Source organism: Comamonas suwonensis (genome assembly GCF_012844455.2).
GTDB classification, from domain to species: domain Bacteria; phylum Pseudomonadota; class Gammaproteobacteria; order Burkholderiales; family Burkholderiaceae_C; genus Comamonas; species Comamonas suwonensis.
Genome location: NZ_JABBCQ020000016.1, coordinates 86,085 through 109,874 on the forward strand (window position 1 = coordinate 86,085; position 23,790 = coordinate 109,874).

22 protein-coding genes are annotated in these 23,790 nt (G+C 57.7%); 19 read left to right on the forward strand and 3 right to left on the reverse strand.

All coding sequences use genetic code 11. The features are described from left to right. Window positions 1-93 precede the first annotated feature (93 nt). The 5 genes from HF327_RS17080 (at window position 94) to HF327_RS17100 (ending at window position 6,147) form a co-directional block, all read left to right on the forward strand. On the forward strand, window positions 94-1,992 hold the full coding sequence (locus HF327_RS17080; protein ID WP_198461542.1) for an extracellular solute-binding protein: 1,899 nt from the start codon (window positions 94-96) through the stop codon (window positions 1,990-1,992). Further along, the gene (locus HF327_RS17085) at window positions 1,959-2,987 is read left to right on the forward strand and encodes a microcin C ABC transporter permease YejB (protein ID WP_198461543.1); all 1,029 of its coding nucleotides are present in this window, start codon (window positions 1,959-1,961) and stop codon (window positions 2,985-2,987) included. Before HF327_RS17080 ends, HF327_RS17085 begins: the two co-directional genes overlap by 34 nt. A gap of 49 nt (window positions 2,988-3,036) precedes the next feature. Then, window positions 3,037-4,137: an ABC transporter permease gene (locus HF327_RS17090; RefSeq protein ID WP_198461573.1), complete on the forward strand. Its 1,101-nt coding sequence runs from the start codon at window positions 3,037-3,039 to the stop codon at window positions 4,135-4,137. Next, window positions 4,134-5,789, forward strand: a complete 1,656-nt coding sequence (locus tag HF327_RS17095) for an ABC transporter ATP-binding protein (protein WP_198461544.1) — start codon at window positions 4,134-4,136, stop codon at window positions 5,787-5,789. Before HF327_RS17090 ends, HF327_RS17095 begins: the two co-directional genes overlap by 4 nt. A gap of 196 nt (window positions 5,790-5,985) precedes the next feature. Continuing rightward, window positions 5,986-6,147, forward strand: coding sequence for a hypothetical protein (locus HF327_RS17100; protein ID WP_196354051.1), 162 nt, complete (start codon window positions 5,986-5,988; stop codon window positions 6,145-6,147). Window positions 6,148-6,234: 87 nt separating this feature from the next. On the opposite strand, the gene HF327_RS17105 is transcribed toward HF327_RS17100, so the two are convergent. Both HF327_RS17105 and HF327_RS17110 read right to left on the reverse strand, forming a co-directional pair. Beyond that, window positions 6,235-6,567, reverse strand: coding sequence for a chaperone modulator CbpM (locus HF327_RS17105; protein WP_198461545.1), 333 nt, complete (start codon window positions 6,565-6,567; stop codon window positions 6,235-6,237). A 10-nt stretch (window positions 6,568-6,577) separates the two neighbouring features. Then, on the reverse strand, window positions 6,578-7,558 hold the full coding sequence (locus HF327_RS17110; protein ID WP_198461546.1) for a DnaJ C-terminal domain-containing protein: 981 nt from the start codon (window positions 7,556-7,558) through the stop codon (window positions 6,578-6,580). Between the two features lie 230 nt (window positions 7,559-7,788). Here HF327_RS17110 and HF327_RS17115 point away from each other — a divergent pair, with 230 nt between their 5' ends. The 11 genes from HF327_RS17115 (at window position 7,789) to HF327_RS17165 (ending at window position 19,801) form a co-directional block, all read left to right on the forward strand. Further along, window positions 7,789-8,169, forward strand: coding sequence for a thioredoxin family protein (locus HF327_RS17115; RefSeq protein ID WP_198461547.1), 381 nt, complete (start codon window positions 7,789-7,791; stop codon window positions 8,167-8,169). Window positions 8,170-8,350: 181 nt separating this feature from the next. After that, complete coding sequence (rimP, locus tag HF327_RS17120; RefSeq protein ID WP_198461548.1) at window positions 8,351-8,926, forward strand: ribosome maturation factor RimP; 576 nt, start codon at window positions 8,351-8,353, stop codon at window positions 8,924-8,926. An 86-nt stretch (window positions 8,927-9,012) separates the two neighbouring features. Continuing rightward, a complete protein-coding gene (gene nusA / locus HF327_RS17125) occupies window positions 9,013-10,500 on the forward strand; it encodes a transcription termination factor NusA (RefSeq protein WP_198461549.1) in 1,488 nt (495 codons plus the stop codon). Window positions 10,501-10,523: 23 nt separating this feature from the next. Next, the gene (gene infB / locus HF327_RS17130) at window positions 10,524-13,352 is read left to right on the forward strand and encodes a translation initiation factor IF-2 (RefSeq protein WP_198461550.1); all 2,829 of its coding nucleotides are present in this window, start codon (window positions 10,524-10,526) and stop codon (window positions 13,350-13,352) included. Window positions 13,353-13,367: 15 nt separating this feature from the next. Further along, entirely contained in the window at window positions 13,368-13,745 is a 378-nt protein-coding gene (rbfA, locus tag HF327_RS17135; protein WP_099736565.1) for a 30S ribosome-binding factor RbfA, read from the forward strand. 3 nt (window positions 13,746-13,748) lie between these two features. Next, complete coding sequence (gene truB / locus HF327_RS17140; RefSeq protein ID WP_198461551.1) at window positions 13,749-14,741, forward strand: tRNA pseudouridine(55) synthase TruB; 993 nt, start codon at window positions 13,749-13,751, stop codon at window positions 14,739-14,741. Further along, window positions 14,738-16,561, forward strand: a complete 1,824-nt coding sequence (gene typA, locus HF327_RS17145) for a translational GTPase TypA (protein WP_198461552.1) — start codon at window positions 14,738-14,740, stop codon at window positions 16,559-16,561. Before truB ends, typA begins: the two co-directional genes overlap by 4 nt. Window positions 16,562-16,783: 222 nt before the next feature. Continuing rightward, complete coding sequence (locus tag HF327_RS17150) at window positions 16,784-17,536, forward strand: ABC transporter substrate-binding protein (protein WP_236024247.1); 753 nt, start codon at window positions 16,784-16,786, stop codon at window positions 17,534-17,536. A 71-nt stretch (window positions 17,537-17,607) separates the two neighbouring features. Continuing rightward, window positions 17,608-18,294, forward strand: coding sequence for an ABC transporter permease (locus tag HF327_RS17155; RefSeq protein WP_198461554.1), 687 nt, complete (start codon window positions 17,608-17,610; stop codon window positions 18,292-18,294). Next, entirely contained in the window at window positions 18,291-19,004 is a 714-nt protein-coding gene (locus HF327_RS17160) for an ABC transporter permease (protein ID WP_198461555.1), read from the forward strand. Before HF327_RS17155 ends, HF327_RS17160 begins: the two co-directional genes overlap by 4 nt. Before the next feature lie 20 nt (window positions 19,005-19,024). Beyond that, window positions 19,025-19,801: an ABC transporter ATP-binding protein gene (locus tag HF327_RS17165; protein ID WP_198461556.1), complete on the forward strand. Its 777-nt coding sequence runs from the start codon at window positions 19,025-19,027 to the stop codon at window positions 19,799-19,801. 110 nt (window positions 19,802-19,911) lie between these two features. Here HF327_RS17165 and HF327_RS17170 read toward each other — a convergent pair whose 3' ends face one another. Then, window positions 19,912-20,217: a c-type cytochrome gene (locus HF327_RS17170; protein WP_198461574.1), complete on the reverse strand. Its 306-nt coding sequence runs from the start codon at window positions 20,215-20,217 to the stop codon at window positions 19,912-19,914. A 111-nt stretch (window positions 20,218-20,328) separates the two neighbouring features. On the opposite strand from HF327_RS17170, the gene HF327_RS17175 reads away from it, so the two are divergent. The 3 genes from HF327_RS17175 to HF327_RS17185 all read left to right on the forward strand — a co-directional run bounded on the left by HF327_RS17175 (window position 20,329) and on the right by HF327_RS17185 (window position 23,756). After that, a complete protein-coding gene (locus tag HF327_RS17175) occupies window positions 20,329-20,568 on the forward strand; it encodes a TIGR04438 family Trp-rich protein (protein ID WP_198461557.1) in 240 nt (79 codons plus the stop codon). 140 nt (window positions 20,569-20,708) lie between these two features. Next, complete coding sequence (ilvD, locus tag HF327_RS17180; RefSeq protein WP_198461558.1) at window positions 20,709-22,565, forward strand: dihydroxy-acid dehydratase; 1,857 nt, start codon at window positions 20,709-20,711, stop codon at window positions 22,563-22,565. 132 nt (window positions 22,566-22,697) lie between these two features. Continuing rightward, the gene (locus tag HF327_RS17185; protein ID WP_236024248.1) at window positions 22,698-23,756 is read left to right on the forward strand and encodes a Bug family tripartite tricarboxylate transporter substrate binding protein; all 1,059 of its coding nucleotides are present in this window, start codon (window positions 22,698-22,700) and stop codon (window positions 23,754-23,756) included. The last annotated feature ends 34 nt before the right edge of the window (window positions 23,757-23,790 follow it).

Here is a 23,790-nt window from a genome sequence, read left to right on the forward strand (position 1 = left end):
GAGGATGGCTGCATCTGTGGCAGACGCGCCATCTTTGAAAACGTATCCGCTCGAACTGGGTGCGAATCAGTCGGGGTAGGGCAGAATTGTCGCATGCGCCATTGGATGATTTGTTCAGCCCTGATTGCCTGCAGCCAAGTTGCCACGCCAGCTCTGGCCGCACATGCCTATGCACTATGGGGCGCGCCGCGGTATGCGGCGGACTTCAAACACTTTGATTATGTGAACCCCGCAGCCCCCAAGGGCGGCGAGTTGCGCATGGTGAGTAATCTGCGTTACTCCACCTTTGATAAGTACAACCCCTTCACCATCAAAGGCTCGCCGCCCGCCTACGTGGGGGACATGCTGCTGGAGACCCTGCTTAGCCCCAGCCTCGATGAAACCGCCACGGGCTACGGCCTGCTGGCTGAAGATGTGGAGGTGGCCGCCGATGGCCTGTCTGCCACTTTCAGGCTGCGCAAGCAGGCGCGCTTTCACAACGGCAAGCCTGTGCTGGCGCAGGATGTCAAGCACAGCTACGAGATGCTGTTGAGCAAATACGCCTCGCCCGGCTACAAGACCTTGTTTGCCGAGGTGGAGGGCTGCGATGTGCTGAATGAGCGTACGGTGCGCTTTCGCTTCAAAAAGCCCAACCGCGATCTTCCGCTGACCGTGGGCGCTGCCCTGCCGGTGTTCAGCCGCGACTGGGGGCTGGATGCGAATGGCAAGCCCAAGCCTTTTGATCAAGTGGTGACGGATATACCCATTGGCAGTGGCCCCTACAAGATCGGCCCGGTTAAGTTTGGCAAAGACATTACCTATGTGCGTGACCCCGCTTACTGGGGCGCTGCACTGCCAGTGCGTGTGGGGCAGGCCAACTTTGACCGCATCACCATCAAGATCTACAAAGATGGAACGGCACGGCTGGAGGCTCTGAAGGCGGGCGAGTTTGACCTGATGCGCATCAACAGCGCAGGCGACTGGGCGCGGCGGTTGACGGGCAAGCGCTTTAACTCGGGCGAACTGGTCAAGGGGGAGTTTGAGAACAAGCTGCCCTCGGGTTTTCAGAGTTTTTTCCTGAATACACGGCGCGATCAGCTCAAGGATGTGCGCGTGCGCGAAGCGCTGGGTCTGGCCTACGACTATGAGTGGATGAACCGCCAGATGTTCTACGGCGCCTACCAGCGCGTGCATGGCCTGTTTGGCAACACGGCCTGCGAAACCACGGGTGAGCCGACTGAGCAAGAGCTGGCGCTGCTGCTGCCTTACAAGGCCAGTTTGCCGCCTGACACCTTGGGTCCCATGGCCGAGCCGCCGCGCACCGATACTGGCGACGGCTTGCGTGGAAACCTGCGCCGCGCGCAGAAGCTACTGGCCGACGCCGGCTGGAACGTCAAGGACGGAGCACTGCGCAACGCTGCTGGCGAGCCTATGGAGATCGAGTACCTGGATAGCGGCGAAAGCAGCGTCAAGATTGTGAGCAGCTGGATGCGCAATCTGGAAAAGCTGGGCATCACGCTCAAGGTGCGTAATGTGGACTACGCCCTCTATCAGCAGCGCATGGACAAATACGACTTCGACATCGTGACGCTGAACGTGCCCGGCACGCACAACCCGGGGCAGGAATATGCGGAGCTGTTCGGCAGCGCCGCCGCCGATGTCGAGGGTGGATCGAACTATGTGGGCCTGAAAAGCAAGGCGGTTGACACCATCATCGCTCGGATGGCGTCGGCCAAGTCCGAGCAGCAGATGCTGCCAGCCTGCCACGCGCTGGAGCGCATCATCGTGCACGGCCATTACCTGATTCCGCAGTATTTCTCTGGCAAGCACCGCATGGTGTATGACGACTGGAGACTGGCCTTGCCGGGGAAGATTCCGCCTTATTCGCCGGGAGAGTTGTGGGTGGTCTATGCCGCCTGGGCTAAGCAGCCAGCGCAGACCGCGCCTTCCGCCCCATCAAGCACTGATCTGACGACGCCATGTTTGCCTATATTCTCAAACGCATCTTGTTGATGATCCCCACGCTGCTGGGTGTGCTGCTGCTGACCTTCATCGTCATTCAGTTTGTGCCCGGTGGCCCCGTAGAGCAATATCTGGCAGAAGCCAAGGCCGGCGCGGGTCGCGGGGTTGAAGGCGCATCCATGAGCTACCGCGGCGGGCAAGGGGTGGACCCCAAGCGGCTTGAAGAAATCAAGGCTCTGTATGGCTTTGACAAACCACCCGTAGAGCGCTTTGTGCAGATGCTGGGCCAGTTTGCGCGCTTTGATCTGGGTACCAGCTTCTTTCAGAACAAAAGCGTCTGGGCCTTGGTCAAGGAAAAACTGCCTGTCTCCATCAGCCTGGGCTTGTGGACGTTTTTTATCAGCTATCTGGTCGCCGTGCCGCTGGGTATTGCCAAGGCCGTGCGCGCCGGCTCGCGCTTTGACCTGGCCACCACGGTGCTGATCTTGGTGGGCTATGCCATCCCTGGCTTTGTGCTGGGCGTGGCCCTGCTGGTGGTTTTTGGCGGTCAGCTGCAATGGTTCCCGCTGAGGGGGCTGACCTCATCGAACTTTGATGAACTCAGCACCCTAGGCAAGGTGGTGGATTACCTCTGGCATATCGCGCTGCCAGTCACGGCTATGGTGGCGGGCAGTTTTGCCGTCACGGCCATGCTGACCAAGAACTCTTTTCTGGAAGAAATCCGCAAGCAATATGTGCTGACGGCGCGCGCCAAAGGTTTGAGCGAGCGGCAGGTGCTCTACAAACATGTGTTTCGCAATGCGCTGATTCCCATCGTCACCGGCTTTCCGTCTGCCTTTATTGGTGCCTTCTTCGCCGGGGCGCTGCTGATTGAGACCTTGTTCTCGCTCGACGGGCTGGGCCTGCTCAGCTACGAAAGCGTGATTCGTCGCGACTTTCCCGTGGTGCTGGGCACGCTGTACCTGTTCACCCTGATCGGGCTGGTGACCAAGCTCATCAGCGATCTTTGCTATGTCTGGGTTGATCCCCGCGTCAAGTTTGACTGATTTCATGAAAAATGAACCTCAAGCCCAGATGGCACAAGCGCAAGCAGCTATGAACGCAGGAGTGAAAACCGTGTTGCCAGCACCTGCTGTCCAGTCCGAGTCACCGGGGCGCAGAGCCTGGCGGCGCTTTAAATCCAACCGTCTGGGCTTTGTCAGTCTGGTGATTTTTGCCGTGCTGCTCGTGCTTAGCTTGTTTGCGGAGGTGCTCTCCAACGACAAGCCTCTCCTCGTGCGCTATGAAGGGCAGACCTATCTGCCGCTGCTCAATGACTACCCCGAGACCACCTTTGGCGGCGACTTTCATACGCCGACTGACTATCTCGATCCCTTTATTCAGCAAAAGCTGAGCGAGGGCAGCAACTGGGCTATTTTCCCCGTCAACCGCTATGGCAAGGCCACTATCAACTACTTTGCCAAGCAGCCCAACCCATCGGCCCCATCGGCCGATAACTGGCTGGGCACGGACGACCGGGGGCGCGATCTGCTGGCGCAGCTCATTTACGGCTTTCGCGTCAGCGTGCTGTTCGGGCTGGCGCTGACGGTGGTGGGTGTACTACTGGGCGTGCTGGCCGGGGCAGTGCAGGGTTTTTTTGGCGGCAAGACGGATCTGGCCTTTCAGCGTTTTACAGAAATCTGGGGCTCCATGCCCGAGTTGTACCTGCTCATCATCTTCAGCGCGCTGTTTGCGCCCAGCGTGTCGCTGCTGCTGGTTTTGCTCAGCCTGTTTGGCTGGATGGGACTGGCCGACTATGTGCGTGCCGAATTTTTCCGCAACCGTCAGCTGGATTACGTAAAGTCTGCGCAGGCGCTGGGTGCCAGCAACCGCTCCATCATCTTTCGCCACATCCTGCCCAACAGCATGACGCCGGTGATCACCTTTCTGCCGTTTCGCATGAGCGGCGCCATTCTTGCGCTGACATCGCTGGACTTTCTGGGGCTGGGTGTCCCGCCCGGCACGCCCAGCCTGGGTGAGTTGCTGAGTCAGGGAAAAAACAATATTGATGCATGGTGGATTTCGCTGTCCACCTTTGCGGTGCTGGTCATCAGCTTGCTGCTGCTGACTTTTATGGGCGATGCCCTGCGCGATGCACTGGACCCGCGCAAGCAGGCGCGCAGCGCTGCGGTCAAAAGTGCGGGAGGCAAGCCATGAGCCGAGAAGAATTTAAGGTGAATACGACAGGCAAGCTGCTTTCGGTGCGCGACCTGGGTGTGTCTTTTGCGGGCAAGCCCGTGGTGCAGGGCGTGAGTTTTGAAATGGCAGCCGGTGAAAAGCTTGCACTGGTGGGTGAATCGGGCTCGGGCAAGTCCGTCACAGCGCTGTCTTTGCTGCGACTGGTGGGTGATGCTCAATTAAGCGGGCAAGCCTTTCTGGGCGGGCGCGACCTGCTACGTCTTTCAGAGCGAGAGATGCAGGCCGTGCGCGGTGGTGATATCGCCATGATTTTTCAGGAGCCCATGACGGCGCTGAACCCGCTGATGACGGTGGGCGACCAAGTGGCCGAGGTGCTGCAGCTCAAACAGGCGTTGAGCAAGGCGCAGGCGCAAAAGCAGGCGATAGAGCTGCTGGCCACCACCGGCATTCCAGAGCCAGAGCGCCGTGCGCAAAGCTTTCCGCACCAGCTCAGCGGCGGCCAACGCCAGCGCGCCATGATTGCCATGGCGCTGGCTAGCCGCCCACGCTTGTTATTGGCCGATGAGCCCACCACGGCGCTGGATGTGACGCTGCGTGGCCAGATTCTGGATCTGCTGGCTGATCTGCAGCGCCAGACCGGCATGGCCGTGCTGATGATTACGCATGACCTGAATTTGGTGCGCCGCTTTGCCGATCGGGTGGCGGTGATGGAAAAAGGCGTGCTGGTCGAGCAGGGCGCTGTGGCCGCTGTCATGCAAAACCCCCAGCATGCCTATACCCGCAAGCTGCTGGCTAGCAAGCCCGTGCGCGATGTGAATGATGGGCCGGTGCCTTCTGATGCTCTAGCTGTGGTACAGGCCAAGTCGCTGCAGGTGAGCTATGCGACGCCGCTGCCCGGTATTCGTGGCTGGTTCAAGAAAGGGGCGTTTGTTGCGGTCAAGGGTGCGGATATGGCACTCAAACCCGCTCGAACTCTGGGGGTGATTGGCGAGTCGGGTTCAGGCAAATCCACGCTGGCGCAGGCCGTGCTGGGGCTGCTTCCCCATGGGGGCGAGCTGCAGGTGGCGGGCCAGCAATGGCAGCCACCGACCATTCGCAACAGCACGGCTAATCTGGCTTTGCGCCGCAAAATTCAGGTGGTGTTTCAAGACCCGTTTTCCTCGCTGTCGCCACGCATGACGGTGGAGGAAATCGTGGGCGAAGGCCTGCAAATCCACGCCCCGGAGTTGAGCGCCGACCAGCGCCGCGAGCGTGTAGTGCAGATGCTGGCCGAGGTGGGAATGAGCGACGCGCAGTTCCCCGGCTTGCTGCAGCGCTATCCGCATGAGTTCTCGGGCGGGCAGCGGCAGCGGCTGGCTATTTCGCGGGCGCTCATCATGGAGCCCGAGGTGCTGGTGCTTGACGAGCCTACCAGCGCGCTTGATGTGACCATTCAGCAGCAGGTGCTGGCGCTGCTGCAGCGGTTGCAAAAAGAGCGCGGGCTGGCCTATTTGCTCATCACTCACGACGTGGATGTGATTCGCGCCATGGCCCATGATGTGCTGGTGATGAAGGACGGCCAGATTGTGGAGCAGGGCGCGGTACAGCAAGTGTTGCTGGCGCCGCAAGAGGCCTATACCCGTAAATTGGTAGAGGCTGCGGGCGAGGTTCAGCCAGTACTGGCTCTATAAAATTAGTAGCAGGCAACGCTTTTTGGGTAATGGTTGTGGCGCTAAATGCTTGAAATTTAGGAGGATTTTTCGTTTCACATACGGCGTCAGAGTTGAAAAACATTGAATCTGTACTCGAAAATTTGTATTTATTTGGCGCGAATTCTCTGGCTGTGGCCTAATTAGCGTTTTTCAACCGACCAATTGAGAATTCGACATGGGCAATAAGATCGTTACCGAAGCAGACCGCAAGGCCACTCCTCGTCCCCAAGCGCCTAACGGCGTGACACTGCCTACACCAGGCCGTGGTCAGCGCGTGAGCCTGGAGCGTGGTTCGCACACTCGCAGCAAGAAGCAAGCTGGCAAGCGCCACGGTTAATTGCTGCAGCAGGCTGCGCTTGCGTGGCCCTGCAGAAAAGCCCTCGTCACTTACGTGCGAGGGCTTTTTGTTTTATGGCGCTGCAGTTTAGCGCTGCAGATGGAGCAGTTTGCGGCGCAACCATTGCACTTCTTCGATCAGGTCGGCGGTCATCGCTGCGAGCTGCGGGTCTGCCTCAAAGCTGTGCTCCAGCTGTGCAATGCGGCGCGCCCGCACCAGCGACTGGCTGCTGAAACGCCACTGCTCATGGCTGATTGCGGCGGTGCTGCCGTCGTTGTCATAGCCGATGATGCCGGTCTGCACATGCTCAATCACCCATTGCGGGCTGGTGCGGCAGTGGCGGGCCAGTTCATGCAGGCTCAGCATGGTCTGGTCCAGCAGTTCTGCAGGCTCAGAGAAAGGCGTAAGTGAGGTGTTCATGAGAAACCTTTCAATTCAGGCTGCGCGCATCAAACAGCGGGAAAGCTTTGGCGAAGTCCGCATAGGCCTGTTTTTGTGCAGGCGTTACGGCGGGTGGGAACACCACTTCCAGCACCAGATAGAGATCACCGGGAGTGGCCGCTGGTAGCCCCTTGCCTTTGATGCGCAGCTTGCGCCCAGAGCGATATCCGGCCGGCACGGTGACCTCCAGTTCTCCGGCTAAGGTTTTGAAGGGGATGGGGCCGCCCAGCTCGGCCTCCCAAGGTGCTAGTGGCACGCGCTGATAGACATCCTTGCCTTCCGACCACCAGCGCGGGTCGTTGCGAAAATGCACTTCCAGCAACAAATCCCCGGGCTCACCCTTGCCCAGGCCAGGGTTGCCTTGGCGGGCCAGCCGAATCATCTGACCTTCACGGACCCCCTTGGGAATGCTGACCTGAAGCTCCTTGTCCTTGATGGTGGGTATGCCTTGCTCGTCAAGCACGGTAGTCCTCAGGTGCAGGGAACGAACGGCGCCGCTGTAGCTGTCCTGTAAATCCAGTTCGATGCTGGCGTGCTGATCCTGCCCGCGCAGATCGGGCGTGCTGCGGGTGCCTTGCTGGCTTTGATGGCGTCGGGTGCGTGCAGCTTGGCCGAACATTTGCGAAAAAAAGTCGCTGAAATCGGCGTCGCTGGCTGGATCAGACTCGCTGCTGAAATGAAAGTCTTGCTGATCCCAGTTGGGTGGTGGGCGAAAACCGCCGCTGCCTTGTGCTCTTGAGTTTTGAGCAAAGTGCATCTCGTCTCCCATGGCGTCATAAGCGGCGCGTTTCTCGGCGTCCGAGAGCACGGTATTGGCTTCGTTCACTTCGGCCATGCGCACAGCTGCATCTTTTTCTTTGCTGATGTCGGGGTGATATTTACGTGCGAGTTTTCGGTAGGCTTTTTTGATTTCGTCGGCGGAGGCTTTTTTATCCACGCCAAGTATCTTGTAATAGTCCTTGTAATCCATGGAGTCACCAGTCCTCTAAAGAAAGATCGAATGGGCGCAAAGCCAAGATTTGGGCAGTGCGCCATTTATCCGTTGTTAAAAATCATAGGGGCTGAACGCAATGGATTCAAGAGTAAGCATGCTTCAAGGCCGCAGCGATGCCTGATACGGCGATCAAGTGATTGATAAGCCGCTACCATTACGGTGACTGATTAAAGGGGTGAGCCAATGCTGGCCCAGAGTTTGTTGAAATGACACAAAAAAATACAAAAGCCGATGAATGGCTGGTGGTCTGTCTCTGTGCCGCCTGGTGCGGTACCTGCAAGCAATACCAGCAGTCCTTTGAGGCGCTGGCCGCTCAGTTTCCGCAAATGCGCTTTGTCTGGCTCGACGTCGAAGACCGCGACGATGTGGCCGGTGATCTGGAGATAGAGACTTTTCCGTCGATTCTGGTAGGGCAGGGAAGTCAGGCCAAGTTTCTAGGGCCTGTGCTGCCTCAAACGGGCGTGCTGGCTCGCATGTTGCAGTCGCTGCCGCAGGATGCAGCAGCTAGACCTGCCGATGTGCAGGAGGCGCAAGATTTACTGCAGCGCTTGTTACGCGCTGATGACTTGCAGGAAGTCTTGCGCTGACAGCTGTTTTATGCGAGCTAGTTTGTGCGAAAACAATGGTTTGCGGCTACAATTACGGCTTCACGACCAAACGGGCGGGTACATACCGCCCGTTTTTTTTGGGCAATTCATGGCGGGGTCTGTTTGAAGCAGAGCTAAGTCCATGATTTGACGAATTTTTTCGGGATTGAACTGAATACACGTGGCACTACAGCAAATCGTTGAACAAACCGTGACAGGTCTAGGTTATGACTTGGTCGAAATTGAACGCACAGCAGGTGGCTTGCTGCGCATCACGATTGATTTGCCTTGGCAGGCGCCGGAGGACGGTGCGCCTGAGCTGCCCGATCAGTTCGTGACAGTGGAAGACTGCGAAAAGGTCACGCGTCAGCTCCAGTTCGCACTGGAAGTCGATGGCGCGGATTACGCCCGTCTGGAGGTTTCATCTCCAGGAATTGATCGTTTATTGCGCCATGAGCAGGACTTCATCCGTTTTGAAGGCTCTGAAGTGGACTTGACGCTCAAGGCACCCATTGGGGCGGCTGGCGGTGAAAAGATCAATGCAAACCGCAAGAAATTTCGTGGCACGCTGGAGCGTTCTGAAGAAGGTGGCTGGCAGCTCGTCTGGAGTGATGAGCCCCCTCCCAAGCCGGGCGTGCGCGTTAGCAAAAAGCGTGAGCCTGCACCGATGAACGTGATGGGCTTCACGCTGGATGAGCTGCGTGACGTGCGTCTGGCACCGATTGTGAATTTCAAAGGGCGCGCCGCCAAGTCCTAATAAGACGGCTGGAGCGTTGAATTTTTTGGGGCAAAGAGGCTGTAAGCAATTTCCTCTTTGTGTGATTGAAATAGGAGAGTCGTCGCATGAATCGCGAACTGTTGATGTTGGTTGAAGCCATTTCGCGCGAGAAGAACGTTGAGCGCGATCTGGTTTTTGGTGCCGTGGAATCCGCACTGGCACAAGCCACCAAGAAGCTGTACCAAGGTGAAGTAGACATCCGCGTGTCCATCGATCGCGAAAGCGGCGACTACGACACCTTCCGCCGCTGGGTGGTGGTGGCTGACGATGCCGGTCTGCAAAACCCGGAAGCCGAAGAAATGCTGATGGATGCGGAAGACCGCGTCCCCGGTATTGAAGTCGGTGAGTTCATCGAAGAGCAGATTGAGTCTGTGCCGATTGGCCGTATTGGTGCCATGGCGGCCAAGCAGGTCATTCTGCAAAAAATCCGTGACGCCGAGCGTGAAATGCTGCTCAACGAGTTCTTGGCTCGTGGCGACAAGATTTTCACAGGCACTGTCAAGCGCATGGACAAGGGCGACATCATTGTCGAATCCGGTCGCGTGGAAGGCCGCCTCAAGCGCGGCGAGATGATCCCCAAGGAAAATCTGCGCAACGGTGACCGTGTGCGAGCCATGATCATGGAAGTGGATGCCACCCTGCGCGGTGCTCCCATCATCCTGTCGCGCTCTGCCCCTGAATTCATGGTGGAACTGTTCCGCAATGAAGTCCCCGAAATCGAGCAAGGTTTGCTGGAAATCAAGAGCTGCGCTCGTGATCCTGGCAGCCGTGCGAAAATTGCCGTGCTGAGCCATGACAAGCGCGTGGACCCTATCGGCACCTGCGTGGGCGTTCGTGGTACCCGTGTGAATGCCGTGACCAATGAATTGGCTGGCGAACGCGTGGATATCGTGCTGTGGTCTGAAGACCCCGCCCAGTTCGTGATCGGCGCCCTGGCTCCTGCCAATGTCTCTTCCATCGTGGTGGATGAGGAAAAGCATGCCATGGACGTGGTGGTGGATGAAGAAAATCTTGCCATCGCCATCGGTCGTGGCGGTCAGAACGTGCGTCTGGCCTCCGAGCTGACTGGCTGGAAAATCAACATCATGGACGCTGTCGAGTCTGCTCAAAAGCAGGCTGACGAGTCAGCTGGCTCGCGCAAGCTGTTCATGGAGAAGCTGGATGTCGACGAGGAAATCGCCAACATCCTGATCGAAGAAGGTTTCGAGACTCTGGAAGAAGTGGCCTATGTGCCTCTGCAGGAAATGCTCGAAATTGAATCCTTCGACGAAGAGACGGTAAACGAGCTGCGTAGCCGCGCTAAAGATGCACTGCTGAGTCAAGAAATCGCTCGCGAAGAAAATGTGAGCAAGGCATCTGAGGATCTGCTGTCCCTGGACGGTATTACGTCCGAACTGCTGGACAAGCTGGCGCAAGCTGATGTGCACACCCGTGATGAACTGGCCGATCTGGCAATCGACGAGCTGACCGAAATTACTGGTCAGACCGCTGAAGAAGCCAAGGCTTTGATCATGAAGGCGCGTGAGCACTGGTTTACCGATGGGCAAGAGTAAGGTCAGGGAGGTTCAGAGCATTTATGTCGAGTAATACGGTTGCAGAATTTGCGGAAGAGCGCAACACGACCCCTGATTCCTTGCTGCAGCAGCTCAAGGCAGCCGGGGTTGATAAGGCGAATGCGGCTGATGTGTTGACCGAGGGTGACAAGCAGCGTTTGCTGAGCCACCTCCAGGTTAGCCATGGCAGCGGAGCCAAAAAAATTACGCTAACGAAGAAATCCACCAGCGAAATCAAGCAGGCGGATTCCTCGGGTCGCGCTCGTACGATTCAAGTGGAAGTGCGCAAGAAGCGCACTTTTGTGAAGCGTGAAGATACACCCGCAGAGGTTCAGGCCAATGCGGAAAGCATGGCCAAGGCCGTGCAGGTGCGTGCTGCTACTCAAGAGTTGGTGCGCCGTGAAGAAGACGCTCGCCGCGAGGTTGAGCAGTTGAGTCACCAGGAAGAAGAATTGGCCAAGGAACGTCTAGAGCGCGAAGAGCGCGAGCGCCGTGAGCGTGAAGCCGAGGAACGCGCTGTTGCTTATGCAGCAGCCGAAGCAGCCAAAGTAGCTGAAGCCAAGGCGGCAAAGGAAGAAGAAAAGCGCGGACATGTGGCCGGTGCTGCTGCTCGTGCAGCTGCGCAGGTTGAAGCCCGAGTCAAGGCAGAAGCTGAATCCAAGGCCAAGGCTGACGAAGAAGCTTCTCGTGCCAAGGATCTGGACGAGCGCCGTCGCAAGGCTCTGGCAGAAGCTGAAGCTATTCGCGCCATGATGGCTGCGCCCAAGAAAGTGCTGGTCGCCAAGAAGCCGGAAGAGCCTAAGAAGGTTGCTCCGGCTGCTGCGGATGCCAAGAAGCCTGTTGCCAAGGATGGTGCCAAGCCCGCAGGTACTGCCGGTGCTGGCGCTAACAGCGCTGCCCGTCCAGGCAAGGAAGTCAAGTCCGCAAAGCTGTCTTCAAGCTGGTCTAACGACGCAGGCAAGAAGAAGGAAATCAAAACCCGTGGCGACAGCTCGGGTGGAGTGGGCCGTTCCAACTGGCGCGGTGGTCCTCGTGGCGGTCGTCGCGGTAGTGATCGTAACGAACAGCACCAGCAGCAACAGGCTCCTGAGTTCCGTCAGCTTGAAATCTCGGTGCCCGAGACCATCACTGTGGCCGAACTGGCACACAAGATGGCCATCAAGGCATCTGAGCTGATCAAGGTTCTGATGAAGATGGGCCAGATGGTCACCATCAACCAGCCTCTGGATCAAGACACCGCCATGATCGTGGTGGAAGAAATGGGTCACACCGCCAAGGTGGCAGCGCTGGATGATCTGGAAGTCTTCACGACCGAAGAAGTGTCCAATCAAGAAGCCGAGTTGCTGTCTCGCGCTCCTGTAGTGACCGTCATGGGCCACGTGGACCACGGCAAGACTTCGCTGCTGGACTACATTCGTCGCACCAAGGTTGCGTCGGGCGAAGCCGGTGGTATTACCCAGCACATTGGTGCTTACCACGTGAAGACGCCTCGCGGCATCGTTACCTTCCTGGATACCCCCGGTCACGAGGCCTTCACGGCCATGCGTGCTCGCGGCGCCAAGTCGACCGATATCGTGATTCTGGTCGCGGCTGCCGACGACGGCGTGATGCCTCAGACCAAGGAAGCTATCAAGCATGCCAAGGCTGCGGGTGTTCCTATCGTTGTGGCCATCACCAAGGCTGACAAGCCCGATGCCAACCCCGATCGCGTCAAGCAAGAACTGGTGGTTGAAGAGGTGTTGCCAGAAGAATACGGTGGTGATTCTCCGTTCATCGCAGTGTCCTCCAAGACTGGTCAAGGCATCGACGAGCTGCTGGAGCAAGTGCTGCTGCAGGCCGAAGTACTGGAACTCAAGGCACCTGTGGATGCAGCTGCCAAGGGTATCGTGATCGAAGCTCAGCTGGACAAGGGCCGCGGTACCGTGGCCACGGTGCTGGTGCAGTCCGGTACGCTGAAGGTGGGCGATGTGGTGCTGGCTGGCCAGACCTACGGCCGCGTTCGCGCCATGCTGGATGAAGACGGCAAGCAAACCAAGGCGGCGGGTCCTTCCATTCCTGTGGAAATCCAGGGCCTGAACGAAGTGCCTATGGCTGGTGATGACTTCATGGTGCTGAGCGACGAACGTCGTGCCCGTGAAATCGCCACTTACCGTGCTGGCAAGTTCCGTCATACCAAGCTGGCCAAGCAACAAGCCGCCAAGCTGGAAAACATGTTCGCCGAAATGACTGCTGGCGATGTGCAGACACTGCCCATCATCATCAAGGCCGACATGCAAGGCTCGCAGGAAGCACTGGCAGCATCGCTGCTCAAGCTTTCGACCGACGAAATCAAGGTCCAGCTGGTGTACTCCGGCGTGGGTGGTATCTCCGAATCCGACGTCAACCTGGCGCTGGCTTCCAAGGCCATCATCATCGGCTTCAACGTGCGTGCAGATGCCCAGGCTCGTAAAACAGCCGAAGGCAATGGCGTGGATCTTCGCTACTACAACATCATTTACGACGCTGTAGATGAAGTGAAGGCTGCGATGTCCGGCATGCTGGCTCCCGAGAAGCGTGAAGAGATCATTGGTATGGCTGAAATCCGTACCGTGTTCGTGGCCACGAAGATCGGCACAATTGCAGGTTCGTACATCACTCAAGGTCATGTCACCCGCGGTTCGCACTTCCGTCTGCTGCGCGACAACGTGGTTATCTACACGGGTGAGATTGAGTCCCTGCGTCGCATGAAGGATGACGTTAAGGAAGTCAAGGAAGGCTTCGAGTGCGGTATCAAGCTGCGCAACTACAACGACATCAAAGAAGGCGACATGCTGGAAGTCTTCGAGATCAAGGAAATCGCCCGCACTCTGTGAGCGCTGTAATTTCTAATGGCAACTCGTAAGAAAACTGCTGCGCCAAACCGCAGCTTCAAAGTCTCCGACCAGATCCAGCGTGATCTGTCGGAGCTGATCGCCCGCGAGTTGAAGGATCCGCGCATCGGTATGGTCACGCTGCAAGGCGTGGAGGTGACTCCAGACTATGCCCATGCGAAGGTGTTCTTCAGCGTGCTGGTAGGCGATCCGGAAGTGACGCTGACTGCACTCAATCAGGCCGCAGGCTTTCTGCGCAACGGCCTGTTTAAGCGTCTGCACATTCATACCGTGCCTACGCTGCATTTCGTCTATGACCGCACAACCGAGCGCGCATCCGATATGAACGCCTTGATCGCCAAGGCGGTTGCATCGCGCGGTCCTGAAGAAGAGTAAGCAATGAACGCCCCTCGCACACGGGTGCAGCGGCGCCCCGTGCATGGGGTGTTGCTGCTCGACAAACCGCTGGGATGGTCCAGCAACGATATCTTGCAGAAGGTCAAGTGGCTGCTGCGCGCCGAAAAGGCCGGGCATACAGGCACGCTCGATCCGCTGGCCAGTGGCGTCTTGCCATTGTGCTTTGGCGCTGCAACCAAATTCAGTCAGCTTCAACTGGAAGCTGAAAAGACCTATGAAGCCATCGCCCGTCTGGGGCAGACCACCACCACGGCGGACGCCGAAGGGGATGTGGTGCTGGAGCGTGCGGTGGATCTGGCCTCTATCACGCCAGAGAGACTGGCCGAGGTGCAGGCTCAATTCACAGGCGAGATCAAGCAAGTGCCACCCATGCACAGTGCTTTGAAAAAAGACGGTAAGGCTCTCTATGAATATGCCCGCGCGGGCATTGAAGTGGAGCGTCCAGCGCGCGATGTCACAATTCATGCATTGAATTTGTCTCTAACGCAGGACGAGCAAGGGTATCCAGCTATCAAGATGAGAGTGACCTGCAGCAAAGGCACTTATATCCGTACCTTGGGTGAAGACGTGGGCGAGGCCTTTGGCTGTGGCGCCCATTTGCGTTTTCTGCGCCGGGTGGAAACGGGGGGGCTTGATGTTTCGCGCTGCGTGACACTGGAGGCGCTTGAGGCCATGAATGATGAAGAGCGCGTTGCGCAGGTTGAGCCTGTGGATGCCTTGCTGCATCGTCATGCCGTCATCACCTTGGGTGAAGAGGATGCAGGACGCTATTTATCAGGCTTGCGCCGTCGAGGGTCATGGGATGATGCCCCGGCTGTCGCGGTGTATGGTGAGCGCCCGCATGCCCTTTTGGGGGTTGGCCGTGTGATGAGCGGGGAGTTGATTCCCGAGCGTCTGCTCAGTCCGCTAGAAATTCAACAAATTTTGGAAGGAAAGCCGCGTCCACAAGTAAGCGGCAGTTTGGAAACTTTATGAGCAAACAAATCCGCAACATTGCGATCATCGCGCACGTTGACCATGGCAAGACCACCATGGTTGACCAGCTGCTGCGCCAGTCGGGTACTTTCGCAGAACACGAAAAAGTCGTGGACACAGTGATGGACAACCATGCCATCGAACGTGAACGTGGCATTACCATTCTGGCCAAGAACTGTGCTGTGTCTTGGAATGACACCCACATCAACATTCTCGACACACCCGGTCATGCGGACTTCGGTGGTGAAGTCGAACGTGCCCTGTCCATGGTTGACGGCGTGGTGTTGCTGATCGATGCGCAAGAAGGCCCCATGCCTCAAACGCGTTTCGTGACCAAGAAGGCACTGGCTCTGGGCCTGCGTCCTATCGTGGTTGTGAACAAGGTGGACAAGCCTGGTGCCAACCCCGACAAGGTCATCAACGCTGCTTTCGATCTGTTCGACAAGCTGGGCGCTACTGATGAGCAGCTGGACTTCCCCGTGGTGTATGCCTCGGGCATCAACGGCTGGTCTTCCAAGGAAGAAGGCGAAGCTGGTGCGCAATGGGGTCCCGACATGTCGGCCCTGTTCAATACCATTCTGGAACACGTGCCTGCCGTGGAAGGCGATGCGACTGCACCTTTGCAGATGCAAGTCTCCGCACTGGACTACTCCACGTTCGTGGGTCGTATCGCCGTGGGCCGTATCACGCAAGGTACGTTGAAGCCCGGTCAGCAAGTCGCTGTGATGGCTGGCCCTGATGGCAAGCCTTACACCGGCAAGATCAACCAGGTTCACACTTTCCAGGGTATCGATCGCGTGCAAGCCACCGAAGCCGGTCCTTCGGAAATCGTGCTGGTCAGCGGTATCGAAAACATCGGTATCGGTGAAACCATCACCGACGTGGCCAATCCCCAGCCTCTGCCGATGCTGAAGATTGACGAGCCTACACTGACCATGAACTTCTGCGTGAACACCTCGCCTTTGGCAGGTCGTGAAGGCAAGTTTGTGACCAGCCGTCAAATCTGGGACCGCCTGCAAAAGGAACTGCGCTCCAACGTGGCTCTGCGCGTCAAGGAAACCGACGAAGACGGTATCTTTGAAGTGGCCGGCCGTGGTGAACTGCACCTGACGATTCTGCTGGAAGAAATGCGCCGCGAAGGTTACGAGCTGGCTGTGTCCAAGCCTCGCGTGGTGATGCAGATGATCGACGGCGTGAAGCACGAGCCTATCGAACTGGTGACTGCCGACATCGAAGAAGCCCACCAAGGCGGCGTGATGCAAGCCCTGGGCGAGCGCAAGGGCGAGCTGGTCAACATGGAACCCGATGGCCGCGGTCGCGTCCGTCTGGAATACCGTATTCCTGCCCGTGGCCTGATCGGTTTCACCAACGAATTCCTGAACTTGACACGTGGTTCCGGTCTGATCGCCAACATCTTTGACAGCTACGAACCCCATAAGGGCGACATCGGTGGCCGCAAGAACGGCGTGCTGATCTCCATGGATGATGGTGAAATTTTCACCTATGCCCTGGGCAAGCTGGATGATCGTGGTCGTATGTTCGTGAAGCCTAACGATCCCGTGTACGAAGGCATGATTGTGGGTATCCACAGCCGTGACAACGACCTGGTGGTGAATGCTACGCGTACCAAGCAGCTGACCAACTTCCGCGTGAGCGGTAAGGAAGACGCGATCAAGATCACGCCTCCTATCGAGCTGTCGCTGGAATACGGTGTGGAATTCATCGAAGACGACGAACTGCTGGAAATCACTCCTGTGAGCCTGCGCGTGCGCAAGCGTCACCTGAAGGAACATGACCGCAAGCGTGCTTCGCGCGATTGATTTGCTTTGTGCAATAAAAAAGGCCCTTCGGGGCCTTTTTTATTGCCTGTTGCAACGGTGGGGCAGTGTGTCTGGTGTGTCGCATGACTGGCAGACCAAGGGTAATCGGCCTTGTTCTGCGGGAGTTGGTTTCTAGAATCATCGTCACAAAGTGGCACGCATCCTGCGTTTCAGCAGGTTTGCATTAACTCTAGGAACGGTATGACACTAAGAATGTTGAACATGGCCTTGATTGCTGTTGGCAGCACACTGGCGTTGACGGTCCAAGCCGCGGATTTGAAGGTGGCCATTGACCCCACCTACGAACCCTTTACGTATAAGACGGCCGACGGTAAGCCCACGGGGTTTGATGTAGACATTGCCAATGCCATTTGCGCAGAAATGAAGCGCAATTGCGTGTTTGTGGAGCAGGTCTGGGACAGCATGATTCCGGGCCTACAGGCACGCAAATACGATGTGGTCGTCAGTTCCTTGTCGATCACGGAAGAGCGCAAGCGCGTGATTGACTTCTCGGATCGCTATTACAAGACCCCGAGCGCGATTGTCGTGAAAAAGGGTACGGTATATGCCAATCCAGCCTCTCTCAAAGGCAAGCGTATTGGCGTGCTGAAGGGCAGCACGCAAGAGAAATGGGCCATGGGAGAGCTCAAACCTGCAGGCGTGACGGTCGTGCCGTATGAAGCACAAGATCAGGTCTATCTGGATATCAAGGCGGGCCGTCTGGATGGCACGGTGGCCGACAAGGTTGAAGTACATGGTGGCTTCCTGCGTAAGCCTGAAGGCAAAGACTACGCCTATGTGGGTCCCGATCAGTATGAGACCAAGTATTACGGCGATGGCATTGGCATTGGCATGCGCAAGGGGCAAAAAGACCTGAAAGATCAGATTAACAAGGCCATCAAGACGATTCGCAGCAACGGTACTTACAACCAGATTGCCAAGAAGTACTTTGACTTCGACCCGTACGGGAACTGAGCCCTGAAGCCTGGCTGCCCGCAGTGCGGCTTTAACAGCTGCGGGCTCTGTTTCATCAAGCTTTTTCGCGCATGAGTGAATACTACTTATCTATCTTGCACGGAGCCTTGCTGACTGTGGCGGCATCTATCGCCTCCTTGTGCGTCTCTACGGTGCTGGGTTTGCTGGGAGCGACAGCCAAGCTCTCGAGTAAGCGACCTCTGGTCTGGGTGGCGACGCTTTATACGACGGTGATTCGCGGCATTCCTGAGCTGGTGCTTATGCTGCTGGTTTTTTATGGGGCTGCGATTGGGCTCAACAGCCTGTTCGAGGCCATGGGCTCCGACTTTGTGCTGGATCTGAACCCCTTTGTCGCGGGCGTTGCCACACTGGGCTTTATTTATGGCGCGTATATGACCGAGACATTTCGCGCCGCGATTCTTGCCATTCCGCGTGGGCAGATGGAAGCGGCATGGGCGTTTGGCATGAGCCCGCTGCAGACATTTCTGCGCATTACGCTACCGCAGATGGTGCGTTATGCCTTGCCGGGCTATACCAACAACTGGCTGGTGCTCATCAAGGCGACGGCTTTGGTCAGTCTGATTGGCTTGCACGATATGACCTATCTCGCCAAGCAGGCCAGTGCAGCGACGCGTCAACCCTTTGCTTTTTTGCTGTTTGCAGCTGCCTTGTATCTGGTGTTCACCAGCATGTCCTTATGGGTGCTCAAGCGTCTGAATGCACGCTACAGCCTGGGCACTGAAAAGGTGCAGTTATGAGCTGGGAGATTATCTTTCAGCCCGAGCATCTGGCCATGTACGGGCAGGGGCTGATCACTACGCTGTGGCTGCTGCTGTCCTGTCTCTTGATTGGTTTTGTGCTGGCCATGATCACGGCTCTTGCGCTGACCAGTCGCAGCTGGCTGCTGACCAAGTTGGCAGGCTCCTTTACCTATTTTGTGCGCGGCACGCCGCTGCTCATTCAGGTCTATCTGATTTATTACGGGCTGGGGCAGCTGGAGTGGATTCAGGCGCGCTGGGATGAGGTCTGGCCCTGGACCTATTTCAAGCAACCGTTCTTTTGCGCCTTGCTGGCGTTTTCACTCAACAATGCAGGCTATACCGCCGAAATGCTGGCTGGCGCTATTCGTGAGACATCTCCTGGCGAAGTAGAGGCGGCGCGGGCCATGGGCATGAGCCGCTTTCAGATCATGCGCCGCATCGTGTTGCCCAGTGCCATGCGGCGCACGCTGCCCCCCTATAGCAACGAGGTGGTGCAGATGCTTCACTCCACGAGTCTCGCCAGTGTGGTACCAACCCTCACCGATGTGACGGCCGTGGCCAGTCGTATCTACTCCGATTTTTACCTGCCGTTTGAAGCCTATCTTGCCGCTGCAGTGATTTATCTCTGTGTGACGTTTGCTCTGATTGGTACTTTTCGCCTGCTGGAAAAGCGCTTTCTGGCCTATCTGGCACCTCGTACGCAATAACTGAGTACCTGTTCGAATCCATGACACCCACCGCATACAAACTGCAAGCAGAAGGCATTCACAAGAGCTATGGTAGCAACCATGTGCTCAGAGGCGTTACGCTGACCGCCAAAGCTGGTGATGTGATCAGCCTGATCGGTAGCTCAGGGTCTGGTAAGTCCACATTGCTGCGATGTATCAACTTGCTGGAAAAGCCCCAGCAAGGGCGAATTCTTGTGGCGGGCGAAGAGCTGAAGCTCAAGGCGGGACGCAATGGAGAACTGGAGCCGGTCGATCCGAGACAGCTGCAACAATTGCGCACCAAGCTGGCCATGGTATTTCAGCATTTCAATCTGTGGGCACATAAGACGGTGCTGCAGAACGTTATTGAGGCCCCCGTGCATGTTCTAGGCCTTGGCAAGGACGAGGCTGTCCAGCGGGCGCGCAAATATCTTAAACTGGTGGGGCTGGAGGGCCGCGAAGATACCTGGCCCAACCATATGAGCGGTGGTCAGCAGCAGCGCGTTGCTATTGCGCGAGCGCTGGCGGTAGAACCTGAAGTGATGCTGTTTGATGAGCCCACCAGCGCGCTGGACCCGGAACTGGTCGGTGAAGTACTTCGCGTCATGCGACTGCTGGCGGAGGAGGGGCGAACCATGGTGGTCGTGACCCATGAAATTGCCTTTGCCCGCGAAGTTTCCAATCACGTGATCTTTTTGCACCAAGGACTGGTGGAGGAACAGGGCGATCCGCGTGAAGTGTTGCGCAATCCGCAAAGTGAGCGGTTAGCCAAGTTCCTGTCTGGCAGCCTGAAGTAAGGCACGCTCAGGCAGAATTCAATTTCCTGCTTGGTAATACAAAAAACCGCATGGCAAGCCGATGCGGTTTTTTTGATGTGGGCGCTTTCACCCCCTTGAGCGGCAGCAGATTACTTCTGTGCCAGCACCCATGCGGCCAGCTTCTTGGCTTCGGCATCGTTGACCTGAGCGTTGGCAGGCATGGGGATAGGACCCCACACGCCGGAGCCACCCTTGATGATCTTGGCAGCCAGCTTGTCAGTGGCATCCTTTTGACCTGCATACTTGGCTGCAACATCCTTGAATGCGGGACCCACCAGCTTCTTGTCGACTGCGTGGCAGGCCATGCAGTTCTTGGACTGGGCCAAAGCCTGGTCTGCCATTGCAGGGGCGATAGCCGCAGTTGACAGAGCGATAGCGATCAGTGTTTGCTTCATCATGAGTTTCCGGGGAGGGATTTAAAGTTCAAGTTTTAGCGCATTGTAGAGCGTGCATTGTGTACTCTTTGGTATGCACGCTATTTTGACAATTTGAGAGAGGGCGGACGTATGTATTTGTTAGGCTTGGCAATTGTTTTGACGTTGCTGAAAGTGGCTGAAATTGGCCCTGTGGCGGGCTGGAGCTGGTGGATCATCTTGAGCGTTTACGGAGCTGCCGTTGCCTGGTGGGCGTGGGCAGATGCCTCTGGCTACACCAAGCGCAAAGCCATGGAGAAAATGGATCAGCGCAAGAAAGATCGTCTTGAGCGCCAGAAGCAGGCGATGACACCTGGTCAGCGCCGTCGCTGAGTGAATGAGTAGGTATCGTGATTGACGATGTCTTGCGGGTGTTTTGCCCAATAGCCCGTCATGGACAGCCTTAGGTCTTGCAGCGGTGCTGGGCCATAATCGGAGGCTCATTCCTCGATAACGTCTTATAGCGAATCCCCATGCCCGCATACCGTTCCAAAACCTCCACTGGCGGCCGCAACATGGCCGGTGCGCGCGCCCTGTGGCGTGCCACCGGTATGAAAGATGGCGACTTTGAAAAGCCCATCATCGCCATTGCTAACTCCTTCACCCAGTTCGTACCCGGCCACGTACACCTGAAGGACCTGGGTCAGTTGGTTGCCCGCGAGATTGAAAAGGCCGGCGGCGTGGCCAAGGAATTCAATACCATCGCCGTGGACGATGGCATCGCCATGGGGCACGACGGCATGCTGTATTCGTTGCCCAGCCGCGATCTGATCGCTGACTCGGTGGAGTACATGGTCAATGCTCACTGCGCTGATGCGCTGGTGTGCATCTCGAACTGCGACAAGATCACTCCCGGCATGCTGATGGCCGCCATGCGCCTGAACATTCCGGTGATCTTTGTCTCCGGCGGCCCCATGGAGGCGGGCAAGACCAAGCTGGCCAACCCCGATACCAAGGTCATCGAGTTCAAGAAGCTCGATTTGGTCGATGCCATGGTGATTGCGGCCGATGACCGCTATTCGGATGAAGAGGTCGCGCAGGTAGAGCGTTCTGCCTGCCCCACCTGCGGTTCCTGCTCGGGCATGTTCACGGCCAACTCCATGAACTGCTTGACCGAGGCGCTGGGTCTGTCCTTGCCGGGCAATGGCACCGTGGTGGCCACACACGCTGACCGCGAAGAGCTGTTCCTGCGCGCCGGCCGTCGCATTGTGGAATTGGCTCGCCAGCACTATGAACAGGACGACTACAGCGTGCTGCCACGCTCTGTGGGTTTCAAAGCGTTTGAGAACTGCATCACGCTGGACATCGCCATGGGCGGCTCCACCAACACCATCCTGCACCTGCTGGCCATTGCCAAGGAAGCCGAAATCGACTTCACCATGGCCGATATCGACCGCCTCTCGCGGGTCGTGCCACAGCTGTGCAAGGTCGCGCCCAATACGCCCAAGTACCACATCGAAGACGTGCACCGCGCAGGCGGCATCATGGCGATCCTGGGCGAGCTGGCCCGCGCTGGCAAGCTGCACACCGACGTCCCCACCGTACACGCCAAAACCATGGCTGACGCACTGGCCCAGTGGGACATCACCGTCACGCAAGATGAAGCCGTGCGCCACTTCTACAGGGCCGGCCCCGCAGGCATTCCCACGCAGGTGGCCTTCAGCCAGAACACCCGCTGGCCCAGCCTGGACCTGGACCGTGCCGAAGGCTGCATCCGCAGCTATGAGCACGCCTTCAGCAAAGAAGGCGGCCTGGCCGTGCTGCGCGGCAATATCGCCTTGGACGGTTGCGTGGTGAAGTCCGCCGGTGTGGATGAATCCATTCTGGTGTTCGAAGGTCCGGCCCATGTGGTTGAGTCGCAGGACGAAGCCGTGGCCAATATCCTGGCCGACAAGGTCAAGGCCGGCGACGTGGTCATCGTGCGCTATGAAGGCCCCAAGGGCGGTCCCGGCATGCAGGAAATGCTCTACCCCACCAGCTACATCAAATCCAAGGGTCTGGGCAAGGCCTGCGCGTTGTTGACGGATGGTCGCTTCTCGGGCGGCACCTCGGGTCTGTCGATTGGCCACTGCTCGCCCGAAGCGGCCGCTGGCGGCGCGATTGGGCTGGTGCAAAACGGCGACATCATCCGTATCGACATTCCCAATCGCACCATCAACATGTTGGTCAGCGACGAAGAGCTGGCGAAGCGCCGCGAAGCGCAGAACGCCAAGGGCTGGAAGCCTGTGGAGGCCCGTCCTCGCAAGATCTCCGCTGCGCTCAAGGCCTATGCCATGCTGGTGACCAGCGCCGACACCGGCGCCGTGCGTGACCTGACGTTGCTCGACTAAATCAAATCGACGCTCGGTTACGAGTGTTTCGTCATCGACCGCAGTACGGGCATCCGTGCTGACGGACAATCACGGAGCCGCTCGATGCAAATCGCGCGGCTGTTTTTATTGTCTCGCCAGAAAGTGATCTCCATGCCTGCTCCATCCCGTCGTTCCTTCATCGTGAAGACCGCTGGTCTGGGGTGCAAAGTCTGCGGTGGGGGCTTGCTGGCGCTGATGAGTGCGGGCGCGGTGCATGCCGCTGATGCCCGCTATCCTCAGCGGCCCGTCAGGCTGGTGGTGCCTTTCACAGCTGGAGGCTCCACCGATCTCGTGGCGCGTGTCATTGCAGATGCCATGCACGCCAGTCTCGGTCAGCCCGTGGTGGTTGACAACCGCTCGGGTGCCAGTGGCCTGATCGGAGCAGAAGCCGTGGCCAATGCCGCGCCGGATGGCTACACCATTGGCCTGGGCACCATCAGCACATTGGTTGTGAACCCGGTCATGCTGCCGCAGCCTGCAAGGCTTGACCAGGCCAAAGCCTTTGTGCCCGTGGTGGCGCTGGCGTCTATCCCCTCGGTGTTTTCGGTGCACCCCAATCTGGGTGTGCACCACTATGGGCAGATCATCGCGCTGGCACGCAGCAAGCCGGGGCAGCTCAATATTGGCTCTGCGGGTGTGGGCTCCATAGGCCATCTGATCGCTGAGCGCATCAATGCCGACCTCAAGATCAAGCTGCACCACATCCCTTACAAGGGCCAAGGCCCGGTGGTCAGTAGTGCGCTCTCGGGCGAGACCCATGTGCTCAGCGATCAATACCCCTCATCAGCCCCGCATGTGGCTGCGGGTCGACTGACTCCATTTGCGGTGGCCGCCCAAGAGCGCTTGCCGGCCTTGCCGCAGGTGCCGACTTTCAAGGAACTGGGCTATCCCGCGCTCAATGATCTGGCGATCACCTGGTTCGGCATTGTCGCGCCCGTGGGCACACCGCCGGCCGTGGTGCACAAGCTCAACAGCGCCGCCAACGCTGCTTTGCAAGATGCGGCGGTGCAGGAGCGGCTGCAAACCATGGGTGTGCAGGCCTTGGGTGGGGCACCGCAGCGGCTCAGTAGCCTGATCGACGAGACCAGTCTTACCGTGCGTCAGACGGTTCGGCTTGCAACCGGCAGCGGTGCGCTGAATGATCAGCCCTTGAGAGGGCTTGATTTGTAAAAAACATAGCTGCTTGCGCTTATTTAACAAGGGC